The 19149-nt window shown below is 44.9% G+C and carries 17 protein-coding genes and 1 tRNA gene; 17 read left to right on the forward strand and 1 reads right to left on the reverse strand.

The window, feature by feature from the left end; translation table 11 throughout:
• Nucleotides 1-7: 7 nt before the first annotated feature.
• Nucleotides 8-1987, reverse strand: coding sequence for a methyl-accepting chemotaxis protein (locus D7Y06_RS02275; protein WP_120406217.1), 1980 nt, complete (start codon nt 1985-1987; stop codon nt 8-10).
• A gap of 228 nt (nt 1988-2215) precedes the next feature.
• Between D7Y06_RS02275 and D7Y06_RS02280 the strand changes: the two genes are divergently transcribed.
• The 17 genes from D7Y06_RS02280 to D7Y06_RS02365 all read left to right on the forward strand — a co-directional run bounded on the left by D7Y06_RS02280 (nt 2216) and on the right by D7Y06_RS02365 (nt 19070).
• Nucleotides 2216-2869, forward strand: coding sequence for a YesL family protein (locus D7Y06_RS02280; RefSeq protein WP_158591194.1), 654 nt, complete (start codon nt 2216-2218; stop codon nt 2867-2869).
• A gap of 86 nt (nt 2870-2955) precedes the next feature.
• Nucleotides 2956-3039 (forward strand) — tRNA-Leu (locus tag D7Y06_RS02285).
• Nucleotides 3040-3133: 94 nt separating this feature from the next.
• Nucleotides 3134-3553 carry a hypothetical protein gene (locus tag D7Y06_RS02290; protein WP_120406219.1) on the forward strand — a complete coding sequence of 140 codons (420 nt, stop codon included), beginning with the start codon at nt 3134-3136 and terminating at the stop codon, nt 3551-3553.
• 58 nt (nt 3554-3611) lie between these two features.
• Nucleotides 3612-4262 (forward strand): response regulator transcription factor, encoded by a 651-nt coding sequence (locus D7Y06_RS02295; protein ID WP_120406220.1) that lies wholly within the window; start codon nt 3612-3614, stop codon nt 4260-4262.
• 1 nt (nt 4263) lies between these two features.
• Nucleotides 4264-5631 (forward strand): sensor histidine kinase, encoded by a 1368-nt coding sequence (locus tag D7Y06_RS02300; protein ID WP_120406221.1) that lies wholly within the window; start codon nt 4264-4266, stop codon nt 5629-5631.
• A gap of 54 nt (nt 5632-5685) precedes the next feature.
• On the forward strand, nt 5686-6666 hold the full coding sequence (locus D7Y06_RS02305) for a hypothetical protein (RefSeq protein WP_120406222.1): 981 nt from the start codon (nt 5686-5688) through the stop codon (nt 6664-6666).
• A gap of 80 nt (nt 6667-6746) precedes the next feature.
• Nucleotides 6747-7772: an SPFH domain-containing protein gene (locus D7Y06_RS02310; protein ID WP_120406223.1), complete on the forward strand. Its 1026-nt coding sequence runs from the start codon at nt 6747-6749 to the stop codon at nt 7770-7772.
• A 1-nt stretch (nt 7773) separates the two neighbouring features.
• Nucleotides 7774-7971 (forward strand): PTS ascorbate transporter subunit IIC, encoded by a 198-nt coding sequence (locus tag D7Y06_RS02315; protein ID WP_120406224.1) that lies wholly within the window; start codon nt 7774-7776, stop codon nt 7969-7971.
• 81 nt (nt 7972-8052) lie between these two features.
• Nucleotides 8053-8550 carry a pyridoxamine 5'-phosphate oxidase family protein gene (locus D7Y06_RS02320; protein ID WP_120406225.1) on the forward strand — a complete coding sequence of 166 codons (498 nt, stop codon included), beginning with the start codon at nt 8053-8055 and terminating at the stop codon, nt 8548-8550.
• 141 nt (nt 8551-8691) lie between these two features.
• Entirely contained in the window at nt 8692-10614 is a 1923-nt protein-coding gene (locus D7Y06_RS02325; protein WP_120406226.1) for a DNA gyrase/topoisomerase IV subunit B, read from the forward strand.
• 76 nt (nt 10615-10690) lie between these two features.
• Nucleotides 10691-12931: a DNA gyrase/topoisomerase IV subunit A gene (locus tag D7Y06_RS02330; protein ID WP_120406227.1), complete on the forward strand. Its 2241-nt coding sequence runs from the start codon at nt 10691-10693 to the stop codon at nt 12929-12931.
• Between the two features lie 13 nt (nt 12932-12944).
• A complete protein-coding gene (locus D7Y06_RS02335) occupies nt 12945-14234 on the forward strand; it encodes a bifunctional folylpolyglutamate synthase/dihydrofolate synthase (protein WP_120406228.1) in 1290 nt (429 codons plus the stop codon).
• A complete protein-coding gene (locus D7Y06_RS02340) occupies nt 14215-15510 on the forward strand; it encodes a hypothetical protein (RefSeq protein WP_120406229.1) in 1296 nt (431 codons plus the stop codon). The genes D7Y06_RS02335 and D7Y06_RS02340 overlap by 20 nt, the downstream gene beginning before the upstream one ends.
• Nucleotide 15511: 1 nt before the next feature.
• A complete protein-coding gene (locus D7Y06_RS02345) occupies nt 15512-16159 on the forward strand; it encodes an HAD hydrolase-like protein (RefSeq protein WP_120406230.1) in 648 nt (215 codons plus the stop codon).
• 1 nt (nt 16160) lies between these two features.
• On the forward strand, nt 16161-16946 hold the full coding sequence (locus tag D7Y06_RS02350; RefSeq protein ID WP_120406231.1) for a CPBP family intramembrane glutamic endopeptidase: 786 nt from the start codon (nt 16161-16163) through the stop codon (nt 16944-16946).
• 214 nt (nt 16947-17160) lie between these two features.
• Nucleotides 17161-18180: a DUF6033 family protein gene (locus D7Y06_RS27845; protein WP_330566334.1), complete on the forward strand. Its 1020-nt coding sequence runs from the start codon at nt 17161-17163 to the stop codon at nt 18178-18180.
• A gap of 140 nt (nt 18181-18320) precedes the next feature.
• Nucleotides 18321-19070, forward strand: coding sequence for a CAP domain-containing protein (locus tag D7Y06_RS02365; protein WP_120406232.1), 750 nt, complete (start codon nt 18321-18323; stop codon nt 19068-19070).
• The last annotated feature ends 79 nt before the right edge of the window (nt 19071-19149 follow it).

The following is a 19149-nucleotide window of genomic DNA, read 5'->3' on the forward strand; positions in this document are numbered from 1 at the left end:
ATAAGTTTTAGTGAAACTTGAATTTGTCTAAAAGCTCTTTTAGTTTTTTGGATTCCGCATCCAGCGAAAGGCTTACAGCTGCAGTGTTTTCCGCACACTGGAGATTCTGCCTGGTGATGGAAGAGAGATCCTCTATTCTCTGGGATACGCCCCTTAGGGATTCCTCCTGGATATCCACAGTGTCTGACAGGCGGTTGGAGATTGCTGTGACAGCGTCAGAGCCTTTATTAATTTCTGACAGGGCTCTGGAAGTTTCCGCTGTTAATTTTACGCCTTTTCGGATTAAATGGCTGGTGGTGTCAATAATTTCCACTGTATTTTGTGCGGCTTCGGTGCTCTGTCCCGCAAGAGTCCGCACTTCCTCCGCCACCACGGCGAAACCTTTGCCGGCTTCCCCTACTCTCTGGGCCTCCACAGAGGCATTTAACGCCAGGATGGAAGTCTGCTGGGCGATATCTTCCATAAGTTTGCTGATTTTCGTGATATCTGCGGCGTTGCGGGAGATGGCTTCCATAGCTTGTGTCAGTTCCTGCATTTTCTGGTTGCCGTCTGCTATCTGTTCTGCAATTTCAGCGGCCCTCTGCTTTGTCTCTTTTGTATTGTCTGAAACGTCATTTAAATTGCCCTGGATATTTTCCACTTTACTGTTCAGGTCGTCCATAGCATTTGTCTGGGTCAGGGCTGCCTGCTGTAATTCCTCAGACTGGGAGCTCATGCTCTGGGCGGTGTCCGTTAGGCGGAGAGCCGTGTTGCTGGTCTGTTTCATCATCTCATTCATGGAGGTGATAATCTGGGTCAATGACTCTTTGAGCACATGGAAGTCTCCTTTGTATTCCCCCTCTGCCGTTACATTGAGATTTCCCTTGGAGATATTGTCCAGCACCCTTTGTATTTCCATAATATATCCGTTGATACTTTGTACGGTGCTGTCCAGGGAGGCGGATAGGATTTCCACTTCATCCCCGGTTTTTTTCACTTCCACCAGGGAGGTTAAATCGCCCTGGGCCAGTCCGTTTACCCGGAGAATCGCACTCTTTAACTGGGAGGAAATCATGGTGGTGGTTATCCAGATGAGAAACAGTGCCACAATGAGTGTGCCGAAAGTCCCCACCAAAGTGTTTAAGAGGGCAAGGTTTGTTGACGCCATATAATCCGTTTTCGGCACTTCCACTGCAAAGGACCAACGGGTTCCCCGGACAGGGGAGAAGGCCACATAGGATTCCTGGCCGTTGATAAAGCCCAGTGCCTGGCCGGTTTCCCTGCTTACCATCCTGTCAAAAATACTGTGGGCGGAGGCGGAAGTGTCCAAATCGTAAATGTTTAACTCCTGGCGTACCATATCTGTGGTGGGATGTCCCACGATCTTGCCGTCCTGGTTTACTAAAATGGCCATTCCATTCTGGCCGATGTGAATAGCTCCCAGCACATCGCTTAAAAGATCATATTTGTAGATTCCCACCAGATAGCCCCAGGTTTCCCCCTGGGATTTGACGGGTATCCCCATAGGGATTCCCACAAAATCCTGTGTAACCATTGGGTCTGCAATCGTGAGGTTGTCTGTCTCTCTCATAAGGGACAAAAGGGAGGTCTCCTTAATATCTGTCCCGTAATTTTCTCCATCCGAAGAAAGGAGGCTGCCTTCTAAGCTGTACAGGGCAATGCCGTAAAATTCATATGTATTTCTGGCTTCTTTTAAAACCTGGTCATGGTCTGCTTTTGATGCGTCTGCGTTGGTAAACCGTTGGTCCAGGGAGAGATCGCTCATTCTGTCCGCCAGAAGGTGAATGTTGGATTCCACTGTTTTAGCCGACTGGCCAGCCATTGGTTTTAATACGTCTAAGAGAATTGATTCAGTCAAATTCTGCATGGAATAGTGTAAGATTCCTGATGAAACCAGCATAATACCGATGACTATGATAACGGTAATCGCCATGATTTTAAAACGTATGCTTTTTTTTGATTTGATTCTTTTTTCTCTGTTCTTCATGTTTCATTTCTCCATATTCTAATTATAATCGTGTTTCCCGAAGGGACTTTGACACAAAATCTGCCATAGAATAGATTCCGGGAATAAATATAAAAAAAATATAAAATCGGCTTTTTGCCGCTGCATTTTATTATACTGCAATAGACATTATTTTGTAAATGTGTTATGCTATAAAATATCATATTTTAGTAAAATATTTTAATGCAAAAGAAAGTGCAGGTTTTAGGAATGAACAGCTTATTTAGTTATGATAACAAATTTTTTCAGGCAATCAATAAAATTGCAGATTGTTTCTTTTTAAGTGTACTGTGGGTTTTGTTCAGCATTCCCATAATTACCGCAGGGGCGTCATGTACTGCCACTTATTATACGATGAATAAGGCAATTAAGGGAAACAGAGGGTATGTGTGGAGAAGTTTTTGGGATTCCTTTAAGTCTAATTTTAAGCAGTCCACCCTTATGTGGCTGATTTGTCTTTTGGTAGGCGGAATTTTGGGAGTGGATGCCTATATCACTTATCACATGCTGGGGAACGGAGAAAAACTGGGAGTCTTTTATTATATCTTTCTTGTGATGATTGTATTTTTAATTTTGTGGATGGTATACCTCTTTTCTTATGTGGCCAGATTTGAGGATTCTATCAAGCAGACCATGAAAAACTGTGGGATTATAGCTGTGGCGAATCTGCCCAGAACATGTTTGATTTTTCTGGAGCTTGTTGTTTTTGTGTTGATTTTCTTTTTTGTCCCTGTCTTAAGTATTTTTGCCCCGGCGCTTTTGTGTCTGGCTTTTAATCTCACTCTGGAGAAGGTGTATCAGAAATATATGTCACCGGAGGATATTGAGAGGGAAAAGGAGCTGGAAATGGAGGCAAAAAGATAAAAATGGTAAAAAATAAAAAAAGTACTTGTGTTTTGTCTATTTATGTGTTATCATCTTATTTGTTCGAGTGATTGGTTCGGACATTGGCCGGTGTGTCGGAATTGGCAGACGAGGCAGACTCAAAATCTGTTGTTGGCAACAACGTATGGGTTCAAGTCCCATCACCGGCACTTGTGTAAATCAGTGATTGGCGGTATCTTGATGATACCGCCAATTTTATTGTTGTGATAAAAAACTGGATTTGATTTTGTAAAGGAGGCGCTTATGAGCAAATTTTTGTATGCACTGGTGGGTATGGTGGCGAAGATACATAATTATATTATGCGGTTAAATGATGCCTACGAATACAATTTTACGGACAAAGAACTCCACTTTCTTGTGATTGGAGTGCTGGGAATGCTGTTTATTTTTGTGGTGTACCCTTTTTTTAAGGCATTGGCCCAGAGCGGCCATGTGATGGTGATTGCCTGGATTTATGTGTTTACTCTGATTATTGTGATAACTTTTGCCATTGAAATTGGGCAGAAAATCACCCATACGGGAAATATGGATTTTGCAGATATAGTGTTTGGAATCTTTGGCTTTTTGGTGATGTTTTTTCTTTTTTCCCTTGTGCGGGGAGTGTATCACGGGATAAAGAAGTTATACCGGATCCGGAAAAAGAGAAACAGGGAAGAGTATTGATGCACTTTTTACAACTTCCTAACAAGTGGGTGGTATGATATGACAGGGAGGAAAAAGGATGGCAGATATTTTAATTGTGGAAGATGAGGAGTCCATTAACCAGTTGATAAAACAAAACCTTATGTTATCCGGCCACCATTGCACCCAGATTTTTGACGGGGGAGAGGCAAGGAGACATTTATTAAAAAAGCCCTCTTATGATGTGATTATTATGGATATTATGCTGCCTGGTGTAAATGGGCTGGAACTTATGAGAGATACGGGAGATAATCCGGTGATTTTCCTTACGGCAAAAGATGGGATTTCCGATAAAATTGCAGGGCTTACCTCCGGGGCCTGGGATTATCTCACCAAGCCTTTTGAGATGCTGGAGCTTCTTGCCAGGGTAAACCTGATTTTGCAGAAAACAAAAAAAGAGGTGGATACGCTTAAAATCGGAAAGACAAAAATAAACCTTTGCGCCCGTAGTGTGTTTATTTCTGACAGAGAGGTGGAACTTACCCCCCAGGAATTTGAACTTTTGGAAGTTTTGGTGCGAAACCGCAATATTGCCCTTTCCAGGGAACAGCTATTGGAACTTGCCTGGGGAATAGATTATATGGGGGATACCCGGACTGTGGATGTACATATCAATAAGCTTCGGAAGAAGCTGGATTTTGAGGATGTGATAAAAACAGTTTACAAAATGGGTTATCGATTGGAGGTGTAGCATGAAGGTTTGGCAGAAAGTGTATTTGGCTGTGCTTATATTGGTTCTTTTTACGGTAAACCTGGGGCTGTTTTTTGCCTCCGGTTTTTTATATCGTCAGAATCTTTCCCAGGAAGAGAGCCAGGCGGAGACGGAATGTTACTTTTTAAGCAGGAATCTTGCCAGGGATTTTGAAAGGATGCAGGAAAATCGTCAGTTCCGGCAGGAGGTGATGGAAAAATTGCTAAGTAGCTATAAAAAGAGTTATAAGAAAAAAGGGGTGAGGGTGGATCTTATCCGGAAAGGTTCCTATCAGACGGGGATTTTTCGGGAAGATGGGGACACCGTGGCGGCTTTTGCCAGTGTGCTGCCGGCTCCTTTTGAAGATTACACCCTTATCTATGAAAAGAAGCTGAAAGGGTTTGACAGCCTGTGGAAGAATATCCAACAGGTATTTTTTTGTGTGGGAATTGGAATTTCTCTGATTCTTGGGATTTTTTTGTATCTGCTTTTGCAAAAGCTGTTACTTCCCCTTTCTCTTTTGAATTCCAGGGTAATGTTGATTGCCCAGGGAAGGGAAAAATATGGGGGAGAAATGCCTGGAAGGGTCAGGGCGGATGAGATTGGGGAACTATGGGAAAATGTGGACAGGATGGGGAAGACGATTCGCAGCCAGATGGAACTTTTGGAGACGGAAAATGAGAAAAAGCAGCAGCTTTTGGACAATATGGCCCATGAACTTAGGACGCCTCTGACTTCGATTTACGGATATGCGGAATATTTAACGCGGGCGAAAGCCGGCGAAGAGGAAAGATACCAGGCTCTATCCTACATTATGAAGGAGAGTAAAAGGCTTTCCGGGATGGGGGAAACCATGCTTTCCATGCGGTTGTTTCAGAGGGAGGAGCTTTTGGCAGAAAGGGTGGACATGGAGCAGGTCTTTGCCCATGTAAAACAGATTTTAGCTGGGAAAATGAAGGAAAAACAAATTATTTTAAAGGAGGACTATAAGGTTAGTGAGGCCTGGGGGCGGGAGGAACTACTTGTGAATGTGTTTCGCAATCTTCTGGAAAATGCTCTTCGGGCAAGCGAAACCCAGGGGGAGATTTTTATTGGAAGCGGGGAAACGGATGGGTACGGCCTTTTTACGGTGGAAGATAAGGGAGTGGGGATGACACAGGAGGAACTCTCCCATATTATGGAACCCTTTTACCGGGCAGACAAATCCAGGAGCAGAAAAGAAGGGGGTGCAGGGCTTGGGCTTTCCGTGGCAAAACTTATTGTGGAAAAATTTGGGGGAAAAATCAGTTTTTCTTCGGAAAAAGGGAAAGGAACAAAAGTTTTTGTTTTTTTACAACTTCCTGACAAGTCGGTGAAAAGAGGAACATAACATGGGATTATTATGTTACCTGACAAAGAAAATTTCAAATAACAGGAGGTCAGTATGAAGAAAGGAACGTTAAAAACCATATTGTTTGCAGCGCTCGCATGTATTTTTATGGGAGGGGCGCTGCTTGCCGGAATGCATTTATATGCGGCATCTGTGCAGAACACCCAGTTACATGAGGCGGCGGGGACAGAAACGGCAGAAAGTTTAGAAGATGAGACGGAGAAAGATGCCCCATGGAAAGTTTTGCCGGCAAATTCAGGGGAGGGGGCGGAAAATGGAAACGGCAGGGAACCGGATTACAGTAAGGTTCTTGTAATTGATAAAGAAACAAAATATCATCTTACCGGGTATGATTATGAGGACGGTAAAAGCCCCATGGGATTTAGGACGGAGGAGAAGCCCAGGGAAAATGAAATTTCCAGGGAAGAGGCAGCCTTAAAGGGGCTGAAAGAAATTTACAGGATTTTCGGGGAAAAACATATGGAGGAAATGACTCTGGAACTTGGTCTTTACCGGGATACTGAGATGGAAGAGCAGGGAAGTGCAAAAGAAAGTATCTGGGCAGGACAGCTTATATTTTTGGATGAGTGGCACAAAGATGCGGACCGGACAGCGTTAAAATACAATTACAGTTATTCCTTTGAGTTTAGCTCAGTTACCGGGAGATGGCTTTTCTGTGAGAAACGTCAGATGGCCCCGGGGGAAAATGTATACGGTAAACCGGAAGAAAAATTTACCCGGGGGCAAAGGCTGGATAAAGCCTTTGATATTATTTACGGATATGATTTGCTGAAACTTGTGTATACTTCTGAGGAATTGGAGGAAATGGAATTGGTGAAAAACAGCGGAGTATATGATTTCTATTCATCCTACGGGGTGGAAGAATCTGATTTTTACAATGATACGGTTGAGAGATATGCTGTAACCTTTGTAGGGTGGGAAGAGAATTTGTGTTTTTATCTGTTTTTTGATGTGGAAACCAACAGTTTTGTCGGCTTCGATGTGAGCAGACCGGGAATAAATTTATTCCCATGAGAAATATTTCCCATGGGCTTGACATAATCATTTCTCTATGATATCATAATGATATCAAATAAATGCAGGAGGAAAAGATTATGGAAGAAAAAATTTTAACCAGAAGAAAAAATGGTATGGCAGTGATGCTTTTGACTCTGCTTTGGGAGGTACTTTTACTGGCAGGGTTTATATGGGGGCTGGCATCGGATTTGCCGGGGATGTGGGTTTTGTCTGTCCTGTGCGGCGTGATTCTTTTTCTTGTAAGCTGGATTCCCTACTGTGGACTTAAGGTGTTAAAACCCCAGGAAGCCCTTGTCTTAACTTTATTTGGAAATTATGTGGGGACTTTAAAAGAGCCGGGATTTTATTTTGTAAATCCTTTTTGCACCAGCGTAAATCCGGCAGCCCGCACAAAGCTTGCACAGAGCGGTGACACGGCAAGGTCTTCCGGGGAAGGAGGATTTAAGATTTCCATGGGGGACAATACCGGTGTATCTGTGGATGATCTTTCCAAAAAGATTTCATTAAAGAGCATGACTTTAAATAACGGCAGGCAGAAGATTAACGATTGTCTGGGAAATCCGGTGGAAATCGGCATCGCCGTTATCTGGAAAGTGAAGGATACCGCCAAAGCCGTGTTCAATGTGGATAATTATAAAGAATACCTGTCTCTCCAGTGCGACAGTGCCTTAAGAAATATCGTAAGGATTTATCCCTATGACGTTTCGCCAAACGTAGACACCACAGGGGACGGCATGGCGGACGAGGGAAGTCTCCGAGGGAGCAGTGAGGCGGTGGCGAACCAGATTCGCAGCGAGATTCAGAGCAAAGTGGGGGATGCAGGCCTTGAGATTGTGGAGGCGAGGATTACCTATCTGGCCTATGCGCCGGAAATTGCATCTGTTATGCTGCAAAGACAGCAGGCATCTGCTATCGTGGATGCCAGAAAGACCATTGTTGACGGCGCCGTGGGCACTGTGGAGATGGCACTTGAGCGGTTAAGTGAAAAACAGGTAGTGAATCTGGACGAAGAGCGGAAAGCGGCTATGGTTTCAAATCTTCTGGTGGTTTTGTGCGGAAACCGGGATGCCCAGCCTGTAGTAAATTCAGGAAGCCTTTACTGATATGGCTGAAAAAAAGCAGGTGCCCTTAAGACTATCCGAGAGCCTTTATGCAAGCATTGCCTCATGGGCAGAGGACGACTTCCGCTCAGTCAACGGGCAGATTGAATATCTGCTCACCGAATGCGTTAGGCAGAGGAAAAAGAACGGGAAATATGTTTCGGAGGAGATAGATGTTCCTCCGGAACTGGATCTTTCATAAAACTATGTATCTGCGGGAGCAGATTTGAGAATTGTACGCAGGCAGGAAAGAATCTTTCCTGCCTTACTAGGAGGAAGAGAAATGACCAGAAGAGAACGGGAAGTGACAGAGGAAAAAGAGATTTTACGCATTTTGGATGAGGGAAAAGTCCTTCATCTTGGGCTTTGTGACAGGGAAATTCCCTATGTGCTGCCCATGAATTACGGATATACCTATATAGATGGAAGGTATACATTTTATATTCATGGGGCAGTTAAAGGATACAAGTATGAACTGATAAAAAACAATTCCAATGCGGCTTTTTCCATTGAGGCCAATGTGAAGCCTTTCGAGGGGGAACTGCCCTGTCAGTACGGCACCAGTTATGAGAGTGTCTGTGCAAGGGGAAAGGCGTATATTTTGGAGGATGTGGAAGAGAAAAAGAAGGCACTGTCCATATTGATGAAAACTCAGACGGGAAAGGATTTCACCTTCGAGGATAAAATGGTATCGATTGTAAATGTAGTGCGGATTGATGTGACGGAGCTTACGGCAAAAAAACGCCCACTGCCTGCGGCGATGGCAGGGACGGAACAATAGTTTAAAAAAGAGTAAGTATTTTTATGAAAAAAATGGTTGGCAGAATGTGTGTTCTTATGCTATGATAGTACCTGGATTTATTTGCAGAGAAGAATTTAAAAAAAGAGATTTAAAACTTTTCTGCCGGAAAGGAAGCAGAACATGGCGAAGAACAATACCTATGATGCGAGCAGCATTACGGTTTTAGAGGGATTGGAGGCTGTGAGGAAACGGCCGGGCATGTATATCGGAAGCGTGTCGAGAAAAGGTTTAAACCATTTGATTTACGAGATTGTGGACAATGCGGTGGACGAGCATCTGGCGGGTTTTTGTGACAAGATTTTTGTAACCCTTGAGGCGGACGGTTCCTGCAGCGTTTTGGACAACGGACGAGGAATTCCTGTGGGGATGCACGAAAAGGGGGTGTCCGCCGCCAGGGTGGTTTTTTCTACGCTCCATGCAGGGGGAAAATTTGACGATTCGGCATATAAGACCAGCGGGGGACTCCACGGTGTGGGTTCTTCGGTGGTCAATGCTCTGTCCACGAAAATGGACGTGGAAATCTACAGCGGAGGCTTTATCCACCATGACGGTTATGAGAGGGGAATCCCTGTGGTGGAATTAGAGGACGGGCTTTTGCCCAAACTTGGGAAAACCAAAAAGACAGGGACAAAGATAAATTTCCTTCCTGACCCGGAAATTTTTGAAAAAACCAGATTTAAAGGGGATGAGGTAAAGAGCAGGCTTCATGAGACTGCGTACCTAAATCCCCAGCTCACGATTATATATGAGGATAGACGGGGGGAGGAGACAGAACATATTGAATACCACGAGGAGGAGGGGATTATCGGATTTGTAAAAGATATCAACAAAAAAGCCGAAGTCATCCATGACGTGGTGTACCTCAAGGGGGAATCTGAGGGGATTACCGTGGAGGCGGCTTTTCAGTATACCAACGAGTTTCATGAAAATGTCCTTGGCTTCTGCAACAATATCTACAATTCGGAGGGGGGAACCCACCTCACGGGCTTTAAGACCACCTTTACCACAGTGATTAACCAGTATGCCAGGGAGCTTGGAATTTTAAAGGAAAAGGACGCCAATTTTACCGGCACGGATGTGAGAAACGGCATGACGGCGGTGGTTTCCGTAAAGCACCCTGCCCCCAGGTTTGAGGGGCAGACAAAAACGAAACTGGATAACCAGGATGCGGCTAGGGCCGCAGGAAAAGTGGTGGGGGATGAGATTCTGTTGTTTTTTGACAGAAATCTGGAAACATTAAAATCTGTGATTGGCTGTGCGGAGAAAGCGGCAAAAATACGAAAGACAGAGGAGAAAGCCAGGACAAACCTGCTCTCCAAACAGAAATTTTCTTTTGACTCCAACGGAAAACTGGCAAACTGCGAGAGCAGGGATGCTTCTATCTGTGAGATTTTTATTGTGGAGGGAGATTCCGCCGGAGGCTCGGCAAAGACGGCCAGGGACAGGAATTTCCAGGCAATCCTTCCCATCCGGGGGAAAATTTTAAATGTGGAGAAGGCCAGTATTGATAAAGTCTTGGCAAATGCGGAGATCAAGACTATGATAAATGCCTTTGGCTGCGGATTTTCCGAAGGCTACGGCAATGATTTTGACATTACAAAGCTAAGGTATGACAAAATTATTATTATGGCGGATGCAGATGTGGACGGAGCCCATATTTCCACCCTGCTTTTAACCTTGTTTTACCGTTTTATGCCGGAGCTGATATTTGAGGGACATGTGTACATCGCCATGCCCCCGCTCTATAAAGCCATTCCCTCTAAGGGGGAGGAGGAATATCTCTATGACGACGCTGCCCTGGTAAAATACAGGAAAAGGCATAAGGGAAGTTTTACCCTCCAGCGGTATAAAGGGCTGGGGGAGATGGACGCAGAGCAGCTCTGGGAGACTACTCTTGACCCCGCCACAAGAATTTTAAAGCGGGTGGAGATTGAGGATGCAAGGATGGCCTCGGATGTGACGGAGATGCTTATGGGGACGGATGTGCCCCCAAGAAAGGCATTTATCTACGAACATGCCACAGATGCAGAGTTAGATGTGTAGGGCAGTCTGCAGGTGAAGCTGCAGGACGTATGTTTTTTGACAGGGAACTGCCAGGGAAAGACGGGAAGGATAGAAAATGAACGAGACAGAACAGATTATCCGGACGGAGTATTCGGATTTGATGCAGAAATCTTATATTGACTATGCCATGAGTGTCATTGTGGCAAGGGCGCTGCCGGATGTACGGGACGGTTTAAAGCCGGTGCAGAGAAGAACCCTTTACGATATGTATGAGCTTGGCACAAGGTACGATAAGCCTTACCGGAAGTGCGCCCGTATCGTGGGGGATACCATGGGTAAATACCATCCCCACGGGGACAGTTCCATTTACGGGGCTTTGGTGGTCATGGCCCAGGACTTTAAAATGGGAATGCCCTTAGTGGACGGTCACGGGAATTTCGGCTCCATTGAGGGGGACGGGGCCGCCGCCATGCGTTACACTGAGGCAAGACTTCAAAAAGTGACCCAGGAGGCATATCTCTCTGATCTGGATAAAGATGTGGTGGACTTTGGCCCAAACTTTGACGAGACGGAAAAAGAACCTTTGGTTCTGCCGGTGAGAGTGCCGAATCTCTTGGTCAACGGGGCGGAGGGAATAGCCGTAGGTATGGCCACCAGCATTCCCCCCCACAATCTGGCGGAAGTGATTGAAGGGGTAAAAGCCTATATGAAAAACCCTGATATCAACACGGAGCAGATGATGAAATATATTTCCGGCCCGGATTTTCCCACTGGGGGTATTGTGGTAAATAAGGACGAGCTTTTACAGATTTACTCCACAGGCACAGGGAAAGTTAAAATCAGGGGAAAAGTGGAAATCGAGGAGGGCAAAGGGGGAAAAGATAAGATTGTAATCACGGAAATTCCCTACACCATGATTGGGGCCAATATTGGAAAATTCTTAAATGATGTTTATAATTTGGTGGAAACCAGGAAAACGACTGATATCACAGATATCTCCAACCAGTCCTCCAAAGAGGGAATCCGCATTGTAATTGAGCTAAAAAAGGGGGCGGACCCGGTACAGATTTGCAACCTCTTATATAAGAAGACAAAGCTTGAGGATACCTTTGGGGTGAATATGCTGGCGGTGGCGGATGGAAAGCCGGAAACCATGGGGCTGATTCCGGTGATTCGCCACCATGTAGACTTTCAATATCAGCTTGCAACGAGAAAATATAATACTCTTTTAACAAAGGAGCTGGAGAAAAAAGAAGTTCAGGAAGGACTGATAAAAGCCTGCGACGTCATCGACCTGATTATAGAAATCCTCCGAGGGAGCAAGAATGTAAAAGAGGCGAAATCCTGCCTGGTATCCGGGGAGACAGGAAATATTAAATTTAAAAGTGAGAAATCCAGAAAGGAGGCGGCAAAGCTTCATTTTACGGAAAAACAGGCGTCGGCGATTTTGGAAATGCGTCTTTACAAATTAATCGGCCTGGAAATTGAGGCCCTGATGAAAGACCATGAGGAGACTTTGAAAAACATCGAAAAATATGAGAGTATATTAGGCAGCCGGGCAGTGATGGCAAAGGTAATCATCAAGGAGTTAGACGCTATCAAAAAGGCATATGGGCAGGAGAGAAAAACCGTTATTGAAAACGGAAAAGAGATTGTTTTGGAAGAGCCGAAAATGGAAGAGATGGATGTGGTCTTTCTTATGGACCGTTTTGGCTATGCCAGAATTATTGATGTGGCCGTCTATGAGAGAAACAAAGAGGCGGCGGACAGTGAGAACCGCTATGTCATTACCTGCAAAAATACGGATAAAATCGGGATTTTCACCAATAAGGGACAGATGCATCTCTTGAAGGTGGCGGATTTGCCCTACGGCAAGTTCAGGGACAAGGGGCAGCCCATCGACAATATGAGCAATTATGACAGCAGTGTGGAAAATGTAATATTTGTGGCCTCTTTAGAGGAGATGTCCGGGGAAAAAATGATGTTTGCCACAAAAACCGGAATGTTAAAGCTGGTGGCAGGCAGCGAGTTTAACGTGGCCAAGAGAACCACGGCAGCCACCAAGTTAAACGGGGAAGATGAAGTTGTTAAAATTGCATTTTACAGGGAAGAGCAGCATTTGGTTCTACACACAAAGAAAGGGATGTTCCTTCGCATTGAGGCCAATGTAATACCGGAGAAGAAAAAAGGCGCAGTGGGAGTCAGAGGCATCCGGTTAGGCCCGGAGGATGAATTAGAGCATGTGCACCTTTTGCTTCCAGGGGAAAGCAAAACGGTAAAACTAGCGGAAAAAGAGTTGGAACTTTCCAGGCTTAGGGTGGGCAGCCGGGATACAAAAGGTGTAAAACATACGTAAGGGAGAAAGAGCCATGGATTATCAGCAGGCAATAGCGTTTCATGAAAAAGCGAAGGCATATGGAAGTATTCTGGGGCTTTCAAATATCCGCAGATTAATGTATGAACTTAAGGATGTGTGGAAGACTTTAAGTATTATCCATGTAGCCGGGACAAACGGGAAAGGCTCTGTCTGCTGTTTTCTTGCCTCTATGTTAAAAGAGGCGGGATACAGGGTAGGCCAGTATAATTCCCCGGCAGTTTTTTCACAGCGGGAAATTTACCGGATAAACGGGGAGGAAATTACCAGGGAGGATTATGCCTCCTGTATGGAAAAAGTAAAATCCGCCTGTGAAGCCCTGGTGGAAAGAGGGGAGCCGCACCCCACGGTATTTGAGATTGAAACGGCTTTAGCCTTTCAGTGGTTTTATGAGAGAAAATGTGATTTTGTAATTCTGGAAGTGGGGATGGGAGGGAGCACCGACGCTACGAATGTGATTGAAAAGCCCCTCTGCAGCGTGTTTACTTCCATCAGCAGAGACCATATGAAATATCTTGGAGATTCTATCGGGGATATTGCAAAAATTAAATCGGGAATTATCAAAGAAGGGTGCCCTGTGGTGACAACAGCACAGAGAGAGGGAGCAGACAGGGTAATCAGCGCTTTTGCCAGGGAAAAGCAATCCCCTGTTTTTAGGGCTGAAAAGTTGGAAAATGACAGGGTGTTTCAGGGGGTCCGCCATGCTTTTCATCCAAAGTTTGGGGAGATTAAGATTTCTATGCTGGGAGGGTATCAGTTAGAAAATGCTTCTCTTGCCTTGGAAGTTATATCTGTGTTAAAGAAAATGGGTAATATAGAGATTTCCCTGGAGGAGATGAAACAGGGACTTCTTAGGGCGTCCTGGCCAGGGAGGTTTGAGTGTGTTTCCATGGAGCCCTTATTTTATTTAGACGGTGCACACAATCTAGATGGGGCAATAAAATTAAAAGAAACTTTAATGGAGAATTTTCCAGATAAAAAGAAAATTGGAATTATGGGTGTGATGGCGGATAAAGAGTATTCCCGTATGATTCAGACCCTGGGGCCGTTATTTTCTCAGATATTTACTGTGACCCCGGACCATCCCAGGTCCCTGCCGGGAGGAATACTGGCTGGGGAGATAAGGAAACAGGGGATGACCGGGATTTTTGTGCCCCAAATCAAGGATGCCGTCAGTGAGGCGTATACCTTGGCGTTAAGGGAAGGGGCTATGGTAATGGTTTTTGGCTCGCTGTATTATCTATTGGAGGTGAAAGAAGCACTGCATGACATCACAGGAGATTAAGAAAAAATTAAGAGAAAATATACTATCTGGAGAGTTTGGGATAGAAAAAGAATCTCTCCGCGTTACGGGGGAGGGCACGCTGGCATTAACCAATCATCCCGACATGGCAGGGTATCATATGGAGGAGCAGATCAGCAGAGATTTTGCAGAGAGCCAGCTTGAGTTTGTGAGCAGGGTGCATACCACGGTGGATAGCGCCTGCCAGGAAATCTGTTTTTTGCAGAGCCTTGTGGAGGAGGAAATTAGAAACCGTAAAACAGGCAGGGAATATGTGTGGACTTATTCCAATCCCCCTGGCTTTTCCGGGGAGAAAAACATCCGTATTGCAGAATTTAAAGAGGATTTGGAAGGGAAAAATACCTATCGCCATTATCTCTCAGAAAAGTATGGGAGGGTGAAAATGTTGTTTTCCGGGGTGCATTTAAATTTTTCCATGCCGGAAGAATTTTTTGTGCTCCTTCGGGAACTCACAGGGGAAGAGATACAGACGCTGAAAAATGAATGGTATTTAAATCTTTTGGACTGTCTCATGGATGACAGTTGGCTTCTTGTAGCATTAACTTCTGCAAGCCCTGTGGCGGAGCCGGAGTTTCTAACAGGACTTGGGGTGCCCAGGGAGGAATGGAATCATTATGCATCTTTTCGCAACAGCAAATACGGGTACTGGAATCCTTTTATCCCCTGCCTTTCTTACAGGGATTTTACCCGGTATCTTTCTTCTGTAGAGGAGTATATAAAGCAAGGGGTTCTCTCCTGTGTCCATGAACTCTATTACCCTCTCCGCTTAAAGCCTAAGGGGGAAAATACGCTGGAAAATTTGAAAAACCAGGGCGTAAACCATATCGAGCTGCGGATGTTGGACTTAAACCTTATGAGCTGCGTAGGAGTGGCAAAAGAGGATTTGATTTTTATCCATCTTCTGATAGCATACAGGATTTTCCAGATATTGGAAACGGGGAAAAAAGTCAGTGAGGGGGAGCGGGAAGGGGAAGGGCGGATTTTGCTCCACCAGCGGGCGGCGGAACTTGATTTCTGGGAAAAAGAAATAGGATACCGGAAGAGGGCGTTAAAGCTTTTGGGGGAAATGAAGGAATTTTATATGGATGATGAGGGAGAGGAAAAGGGGTATATCCCCAAAGCGTATCCTGTAAGGGAATTGCTCTCCTTCCAGGAGAATAAGATTTTATATTCCCAATGCCGGTATAGCCAACAAATCTTAGATAAATATAAAAACAATTATATCAACGGAGTCATGGAGGATATAAAGGAGAGATAGGATGAAAAAAACAGTTTTGTTTGATTTGGACGGAACCATTATTAATTCGGAGGAGGGCATTACCAACTGTGTCCGGTATGTGCTGGATTACTGGGGAATGGCACATCCCACCCAAAAAGAGCTTTTATGTTTTATCGGCCCTCCCTTAAGGGAGCAGTTTATGGAAGTCTTTGGCTGGGATTTTGATAAGGCGGAAAAATCTGTCCATGTATTCCGGGAGCGGTTTGATAAGCTGGGGCTTTATGAGTGCGAACTTTATCCGGGAATTCAAAAATTGATTGAAGATTTGCACCGGGAGGGATACCGGATTGCCCTGGCAAGCTCCAAGCATGAGGAGGCATGCGGCAGGATTTTAAGGCATTTCCATCTGGAATCCAATTTTACGGGAATCTTTGGTGCCACTAAAGATGGAAAAATTTCCACCAAAAAACAGGTGCTGGAAGTCTGCCTGAGCAAACTGCAGGCTTCTGAGGAGGAGACTGTTTTAATCGGGGATACGAAATTTGATGTCCTGGGGGCAAAAGAGGCAGGTATAGACTGTATCGGCGTTACATATGGCTTTGGGACAAGAGAGGAGCTTGAGGCCGCAGGGTCAGCGGCAGTAATGGATACACCGGAGGAGGTGGGGGCTTATCTTAAAAGAATCTAAAATGATGCGGGCATGGAATTTGATTTATCCGGTGGGCATTTATTTTGTGGTGACAGCGGTTCTGCTGTTTCTTCTGGACTTTGTTTTGCCCGATACAAAGGGCAGCCATCTCTTTCGGCAGGGGATTACCTCCCTCTCGGTTCTGCCTTTTTTGTATTCCTTTTACCGTCAGGATTCTTTCTGGCGGGGAGAACCCTTGGGAAAAAAGGAGTTTCTTTTAACAAAAAGGGAGGCGGGGACGGTATTTTTACTGTTTCTGGCAGGGGGATGCTTTGCCCTTGCCTGGAACAATGTGCTTTCCATGGTACATATTTCGGATTACTCCGTCAGCTATAACAGAATCCGGGAAACTTTTTATGTGGGAAAATTTTTTATGGAATTTTGCGTGGTGTGCCTCTTAGCTCCAATGGCAGAAGAATTGTTATACCGGGGAATTGTGTATAAAAGGGCGAAGGACTGGCTGGGCATCTGGCCTGGAATTATTGTTTCCGCAGTTATGTTCGGACTTGTGCATATGAATCTGGTGCAGTTTGTCTATGCCGGGGTCTTTGGGATTTTTCTTGGGCTTTTTGTGGAAAAAACCGGGAAACTGCACAGTGCAATAGCCGCCCATGCGGCGGCGAACCTCACATCCCTTCTGCGGGGGGAGACGGAACTCTTTTCTTTTATGGACAAAAGTTTACCTGTGATGGTTATAATGACGGCTTTGCTGTTTTTATTGGCGGCGGGGCTTGTTTTTGGGGCTTTACATTTTTTATCTAAAGGAGGAAGGGATTATATCCTGTAATATAATCTTTTCCGAAGCATAACTTATTTTATTTCAAATTCTTTCAGAAAAATTAAAATTCCTACGATATGAAAGACAACAGGGGATCCTGAAATCTGCCTCTGCCTTTTATTCCCGTAAAACACCCTTTTCATTCCATTCTGCCCAAAAGTGGAAATTTTCCGCCGATATAAGAGATATAGATGAAAATCCACAGAACAGGGAGGAATTGGTTATGCGTATAGGAAATTCAAATTACTATTTTGGCGTCCCTTCATCCGGCAGGCGCTTTCACTCTGGGGGAAGGAACACATTGGAGGATTTGCTCACCGGGCATTATAAGAATTCATACGGGGTGGAGGGCATGTGCATTACGGGAAGAAGCGATTATAAAAAAATAATTCCCGTTTCTCAGGAGATGAAACAGCATGTCCTTGAGGATGTTAAGAGAAGCTATTACAAATACAACGGCATGTCCGGGGATAATGAGGCGGAATGGGATGCCTATTACCGGAAAAATAACGAATACTATAAAACATTGAAGAAAGAAGACCGTTTGTCTGCGTGCTGGACCTTAAATCAGCTGCACCTTGAAATATCAGGAAAAGTCACGAGTGCTTTAAAAGAGAAGATACCTGGGTGGTCGGCGGGAAAATCTATTCCTGCAGGGGTATTGGATGAAATTTTTGCCGATGAGAGCATCACTTCCCTGGCAGAAGGGAAAAAAACCAGAGGGACAGGCAAAAGCACCTTCCAGGCGTCCACTGGGAATTATTTCAATAAATTAAAAAGAAAGTATCCGGGAGTAAATGTGACGGCAGTGGATTTTAACAGTGGAAGACAGGAAGATGCCTATATGCTGGGATGCAGGGGATACAACAACCTGGCGGTTTCGCCTAGCATTTTGGCGAAGATGGCAAATGACCCGGGTGCGGCGGCAAAATATGAGAAGGTCTTTAGGGAAATGTCCGGGAATGCAGCCCGTGTGGAAAAATTTGCACAGGAGACAGGGGACGAGATTCTTTCCGCAGGAGCCGTGATTGATAAAAACGGGAAAGTTTCCTACTGGATGGCGGGCAGAAGCAGGGATAAAGTGGAAAACCCCGGCACAGCATACAAGGAGAAGGTGCAAAAGCAGATAAAAGAAAAGCGGGAAAAGAAGAAAGCCAAAGAGGTTTTAGAAGAAAAAAGGCTGAAAAAAGCTGACAGGATGGAAAAACTTCTGAAAAAAGCGGGGGTGGACTTGAAAATCTGATAATAGTTACTTTTCACGGCCTGGAGGGCCGCTCAAAGTAACGGATTTCGCTGTAGCTGGTAGTTGCCTTAGCGTAGTATTTTGTGTATACTAAAGAAAGGCAAGGGTAAAAACAGGTTAGGTAGAAAGGAGTACTTCAAATGAAACGAAGAAAACCAATGGCAATTCTATTAGCGTTGGCGGTATTTATTACCGCAATCTGGATTCCCATCCCGGCGCAGGCGGCGAAGGCGACATTGAAAATCAGCCACAAAAACTTAAACCTTACAGTGGGGGACACGAAAACCCTTAAGGTCACTACCAGCCTTAAGGGTAAGGTGTCCTGGAAGAGTTCGGATAAGAAAATAGCCACCGTAACTTCTAAGGGAAAGGTGACGGCGAAAAAACCGGGAACGGCAAAGATTACGGCAAAGCTAAAGGGGAAATCCGTTTCCTGCAAAGTTACTGTAAAAAAGAAGGATATGAAGGCCCAGGCAAAAGACAATGCCAAAAAGTATAAGAAGCAGATAGAGCAGGTATTGAAATATACGAACCAGTACAGAAAGGCGGCGGGGCAGAAGGAACTGGTATTGGATACCAATCTCACCCGGGCTGCCTGTTACCGTTCCTTAGAGATGGCAAAGACAAAGAAAATGTCCCACACCAGGCCCGACGGGAGCAGCTGTTTTACGATTTTGAAGGTGTATAAAGTAAATTATATGGCTGCCGGGGAAAATATCGCATACACCTCAAAAGGCTATGGGGTAAATGCGAAGGTTGTCAGCCAGATGTGGTATAATTCCCCAGGCCACAGAGCCAATATGTTAAGCAGCAGTTATGGGAAAATCGGCATTGGAATTGCCGTGGCATCTAACGGGGACATTTACTATACCCAGCTTTTTACAAATTAAAGAACTGTTTATAAGAGAGTCAGCGGATATTTTTCTAAAAAAGGAAAACATTCCGCTGATTTTTTTTGTGTTTTTTTGA

The organism is Roseburia sp. 1XD42-69, from assembly GCF_003612565.1.
Lineage (GTDB): Bacteria > Bacillota > Clostridia > Lachnospirales > Lachnospiraceae > Roseburia_B.

What these genes read in the sequence shown, in the direction of transcription:
- D7Y06_RS02340 (WP_120406229.1), top strand. Translation starts at nt 14,215, where the DNA reads ATGACATCACAGGAGATTAAGAAAAAATTAAGAGAAAATATACTATCT.
- D7Y06_RS02295 (WP_120406220.1), top strand. Translation starts at nt 3,612, where the DNA reads ATGGCAGATATTTTAATTGTGGAAGATGAGGAGTCCATTAACCAGTTG.
- D7Y06_RS02330 (WP_120406227.1), top strand. Translation starts at nt 10,691, where the DNA reads ATGAACGAGACAGAACAGATTATCCGGACGGAGTATTCGGATTTGATG.
- D7Y06_RS27845 (WP_330566334.1), top strand. Translation starts at nt 17,161, where the DNA reads ATGCGTATAGGAAATTCAAATTACTATTTTGGCGTCCCTTCATCCGGC.
- D7Y06_RS02320 (WP_120406225.1), top strand. Translation starts at nt 8,053, where the DNA reads ATGACCAGAAGAGAACGGGAAGTGACAGAGGAAAAAGAGATTTTACGC.
- D7Y06_RS02345 (WP_120406230.1), top strand. Translation starts at nt 15,512, where the DNA reads ATGAAAAAAACAGTTTTGTTTGATTTGGACGGAACCATTATTAATTCG.
- D7Y06_RS02315 (WP_120406224.1), top strand. Translation starts at nt 7,774, where the DNA reads ATGGCTGAAAAAAAGCAGGTGCCCTTAAGACTATCCGAGAGCCTTTAT.
- D7Y06_RS02350 (WP_120406231.1), top strand. Translation starts at nt 16,161, where the DNA reads ATGATGCGGGCATGGAATTTGATTTATCCGGTGGGCATTTATTTTGTG.
- D7Y06_RS02290 (WP_120406219.1), top strand. Translation starts at nt 3,134, where the DNA reads ATGAGCAAATTTTTGTATGCACTGGTGGGTATGGTGGCGAAGATACAT.
- D7Y06_RS02325 (WP_120406226.1), top strand. Translation starts at nt 8,692, where the DNA reads ATGGCGAAGAACAATACCTATGATGCGAGCAGCATTACGGTTTTAGAG.
- D7Y06_RS02310 (WP_120406223.1), top strand. Translation starts at nt 6,747, where the DNA reads ATGGAAGAAAAAATTTTAACCAGAAGAAAAAATGGTATGGCAGTGATG.
- D7Y06_RS02305 (WP_120406222.1), top strand. Translation starts at nt 5,686, where the DNA reads ATGAAGAAAGGAACGTTAAAAACCATATTGTTTGCAGCGCTCGCATGT.
- D7Y06_RS02335 (WP_120406228.1), top strand. Translation starts at nt 12,945, where the DNA reads ATGGATTATCAGCAGGCAATAGCGTTTCATGAAAAAGCGAAGGCATAT.
- D7Y06_RS02365 (WP_120406232.1), top strand. Translation starts at nt 18,321, where the DNA reads ATGAAACGAAGAAAACCAATGGCAATTCTATTAGCGTTGGCGGTATTT.
- D7Y06_RS02300 (WP_120406221.1), top strand. Translation starts at nt 4,264, where the DNA reads ATGAAGGTTTGGCAGAAAGTGTATTTGGCTGTGCTTATATTGGTTCTT.
- D7Y06_RS02275 (WP_120406217.1), bottom strand. Translation starts at nt 1,987, where the DNA reads ATGAAGAACAGAGAAAAAAGAATCAAATCAAAAAAAAGCATACGTTTT.
- D7Y06_RS02280 (WP_158591194.1), top strand. Translation starts at nt 2,216, where the DNA reads ATGAACAGCTTATTTAGTTATGATAACAAATTTTTTCAGGCAATCAAT.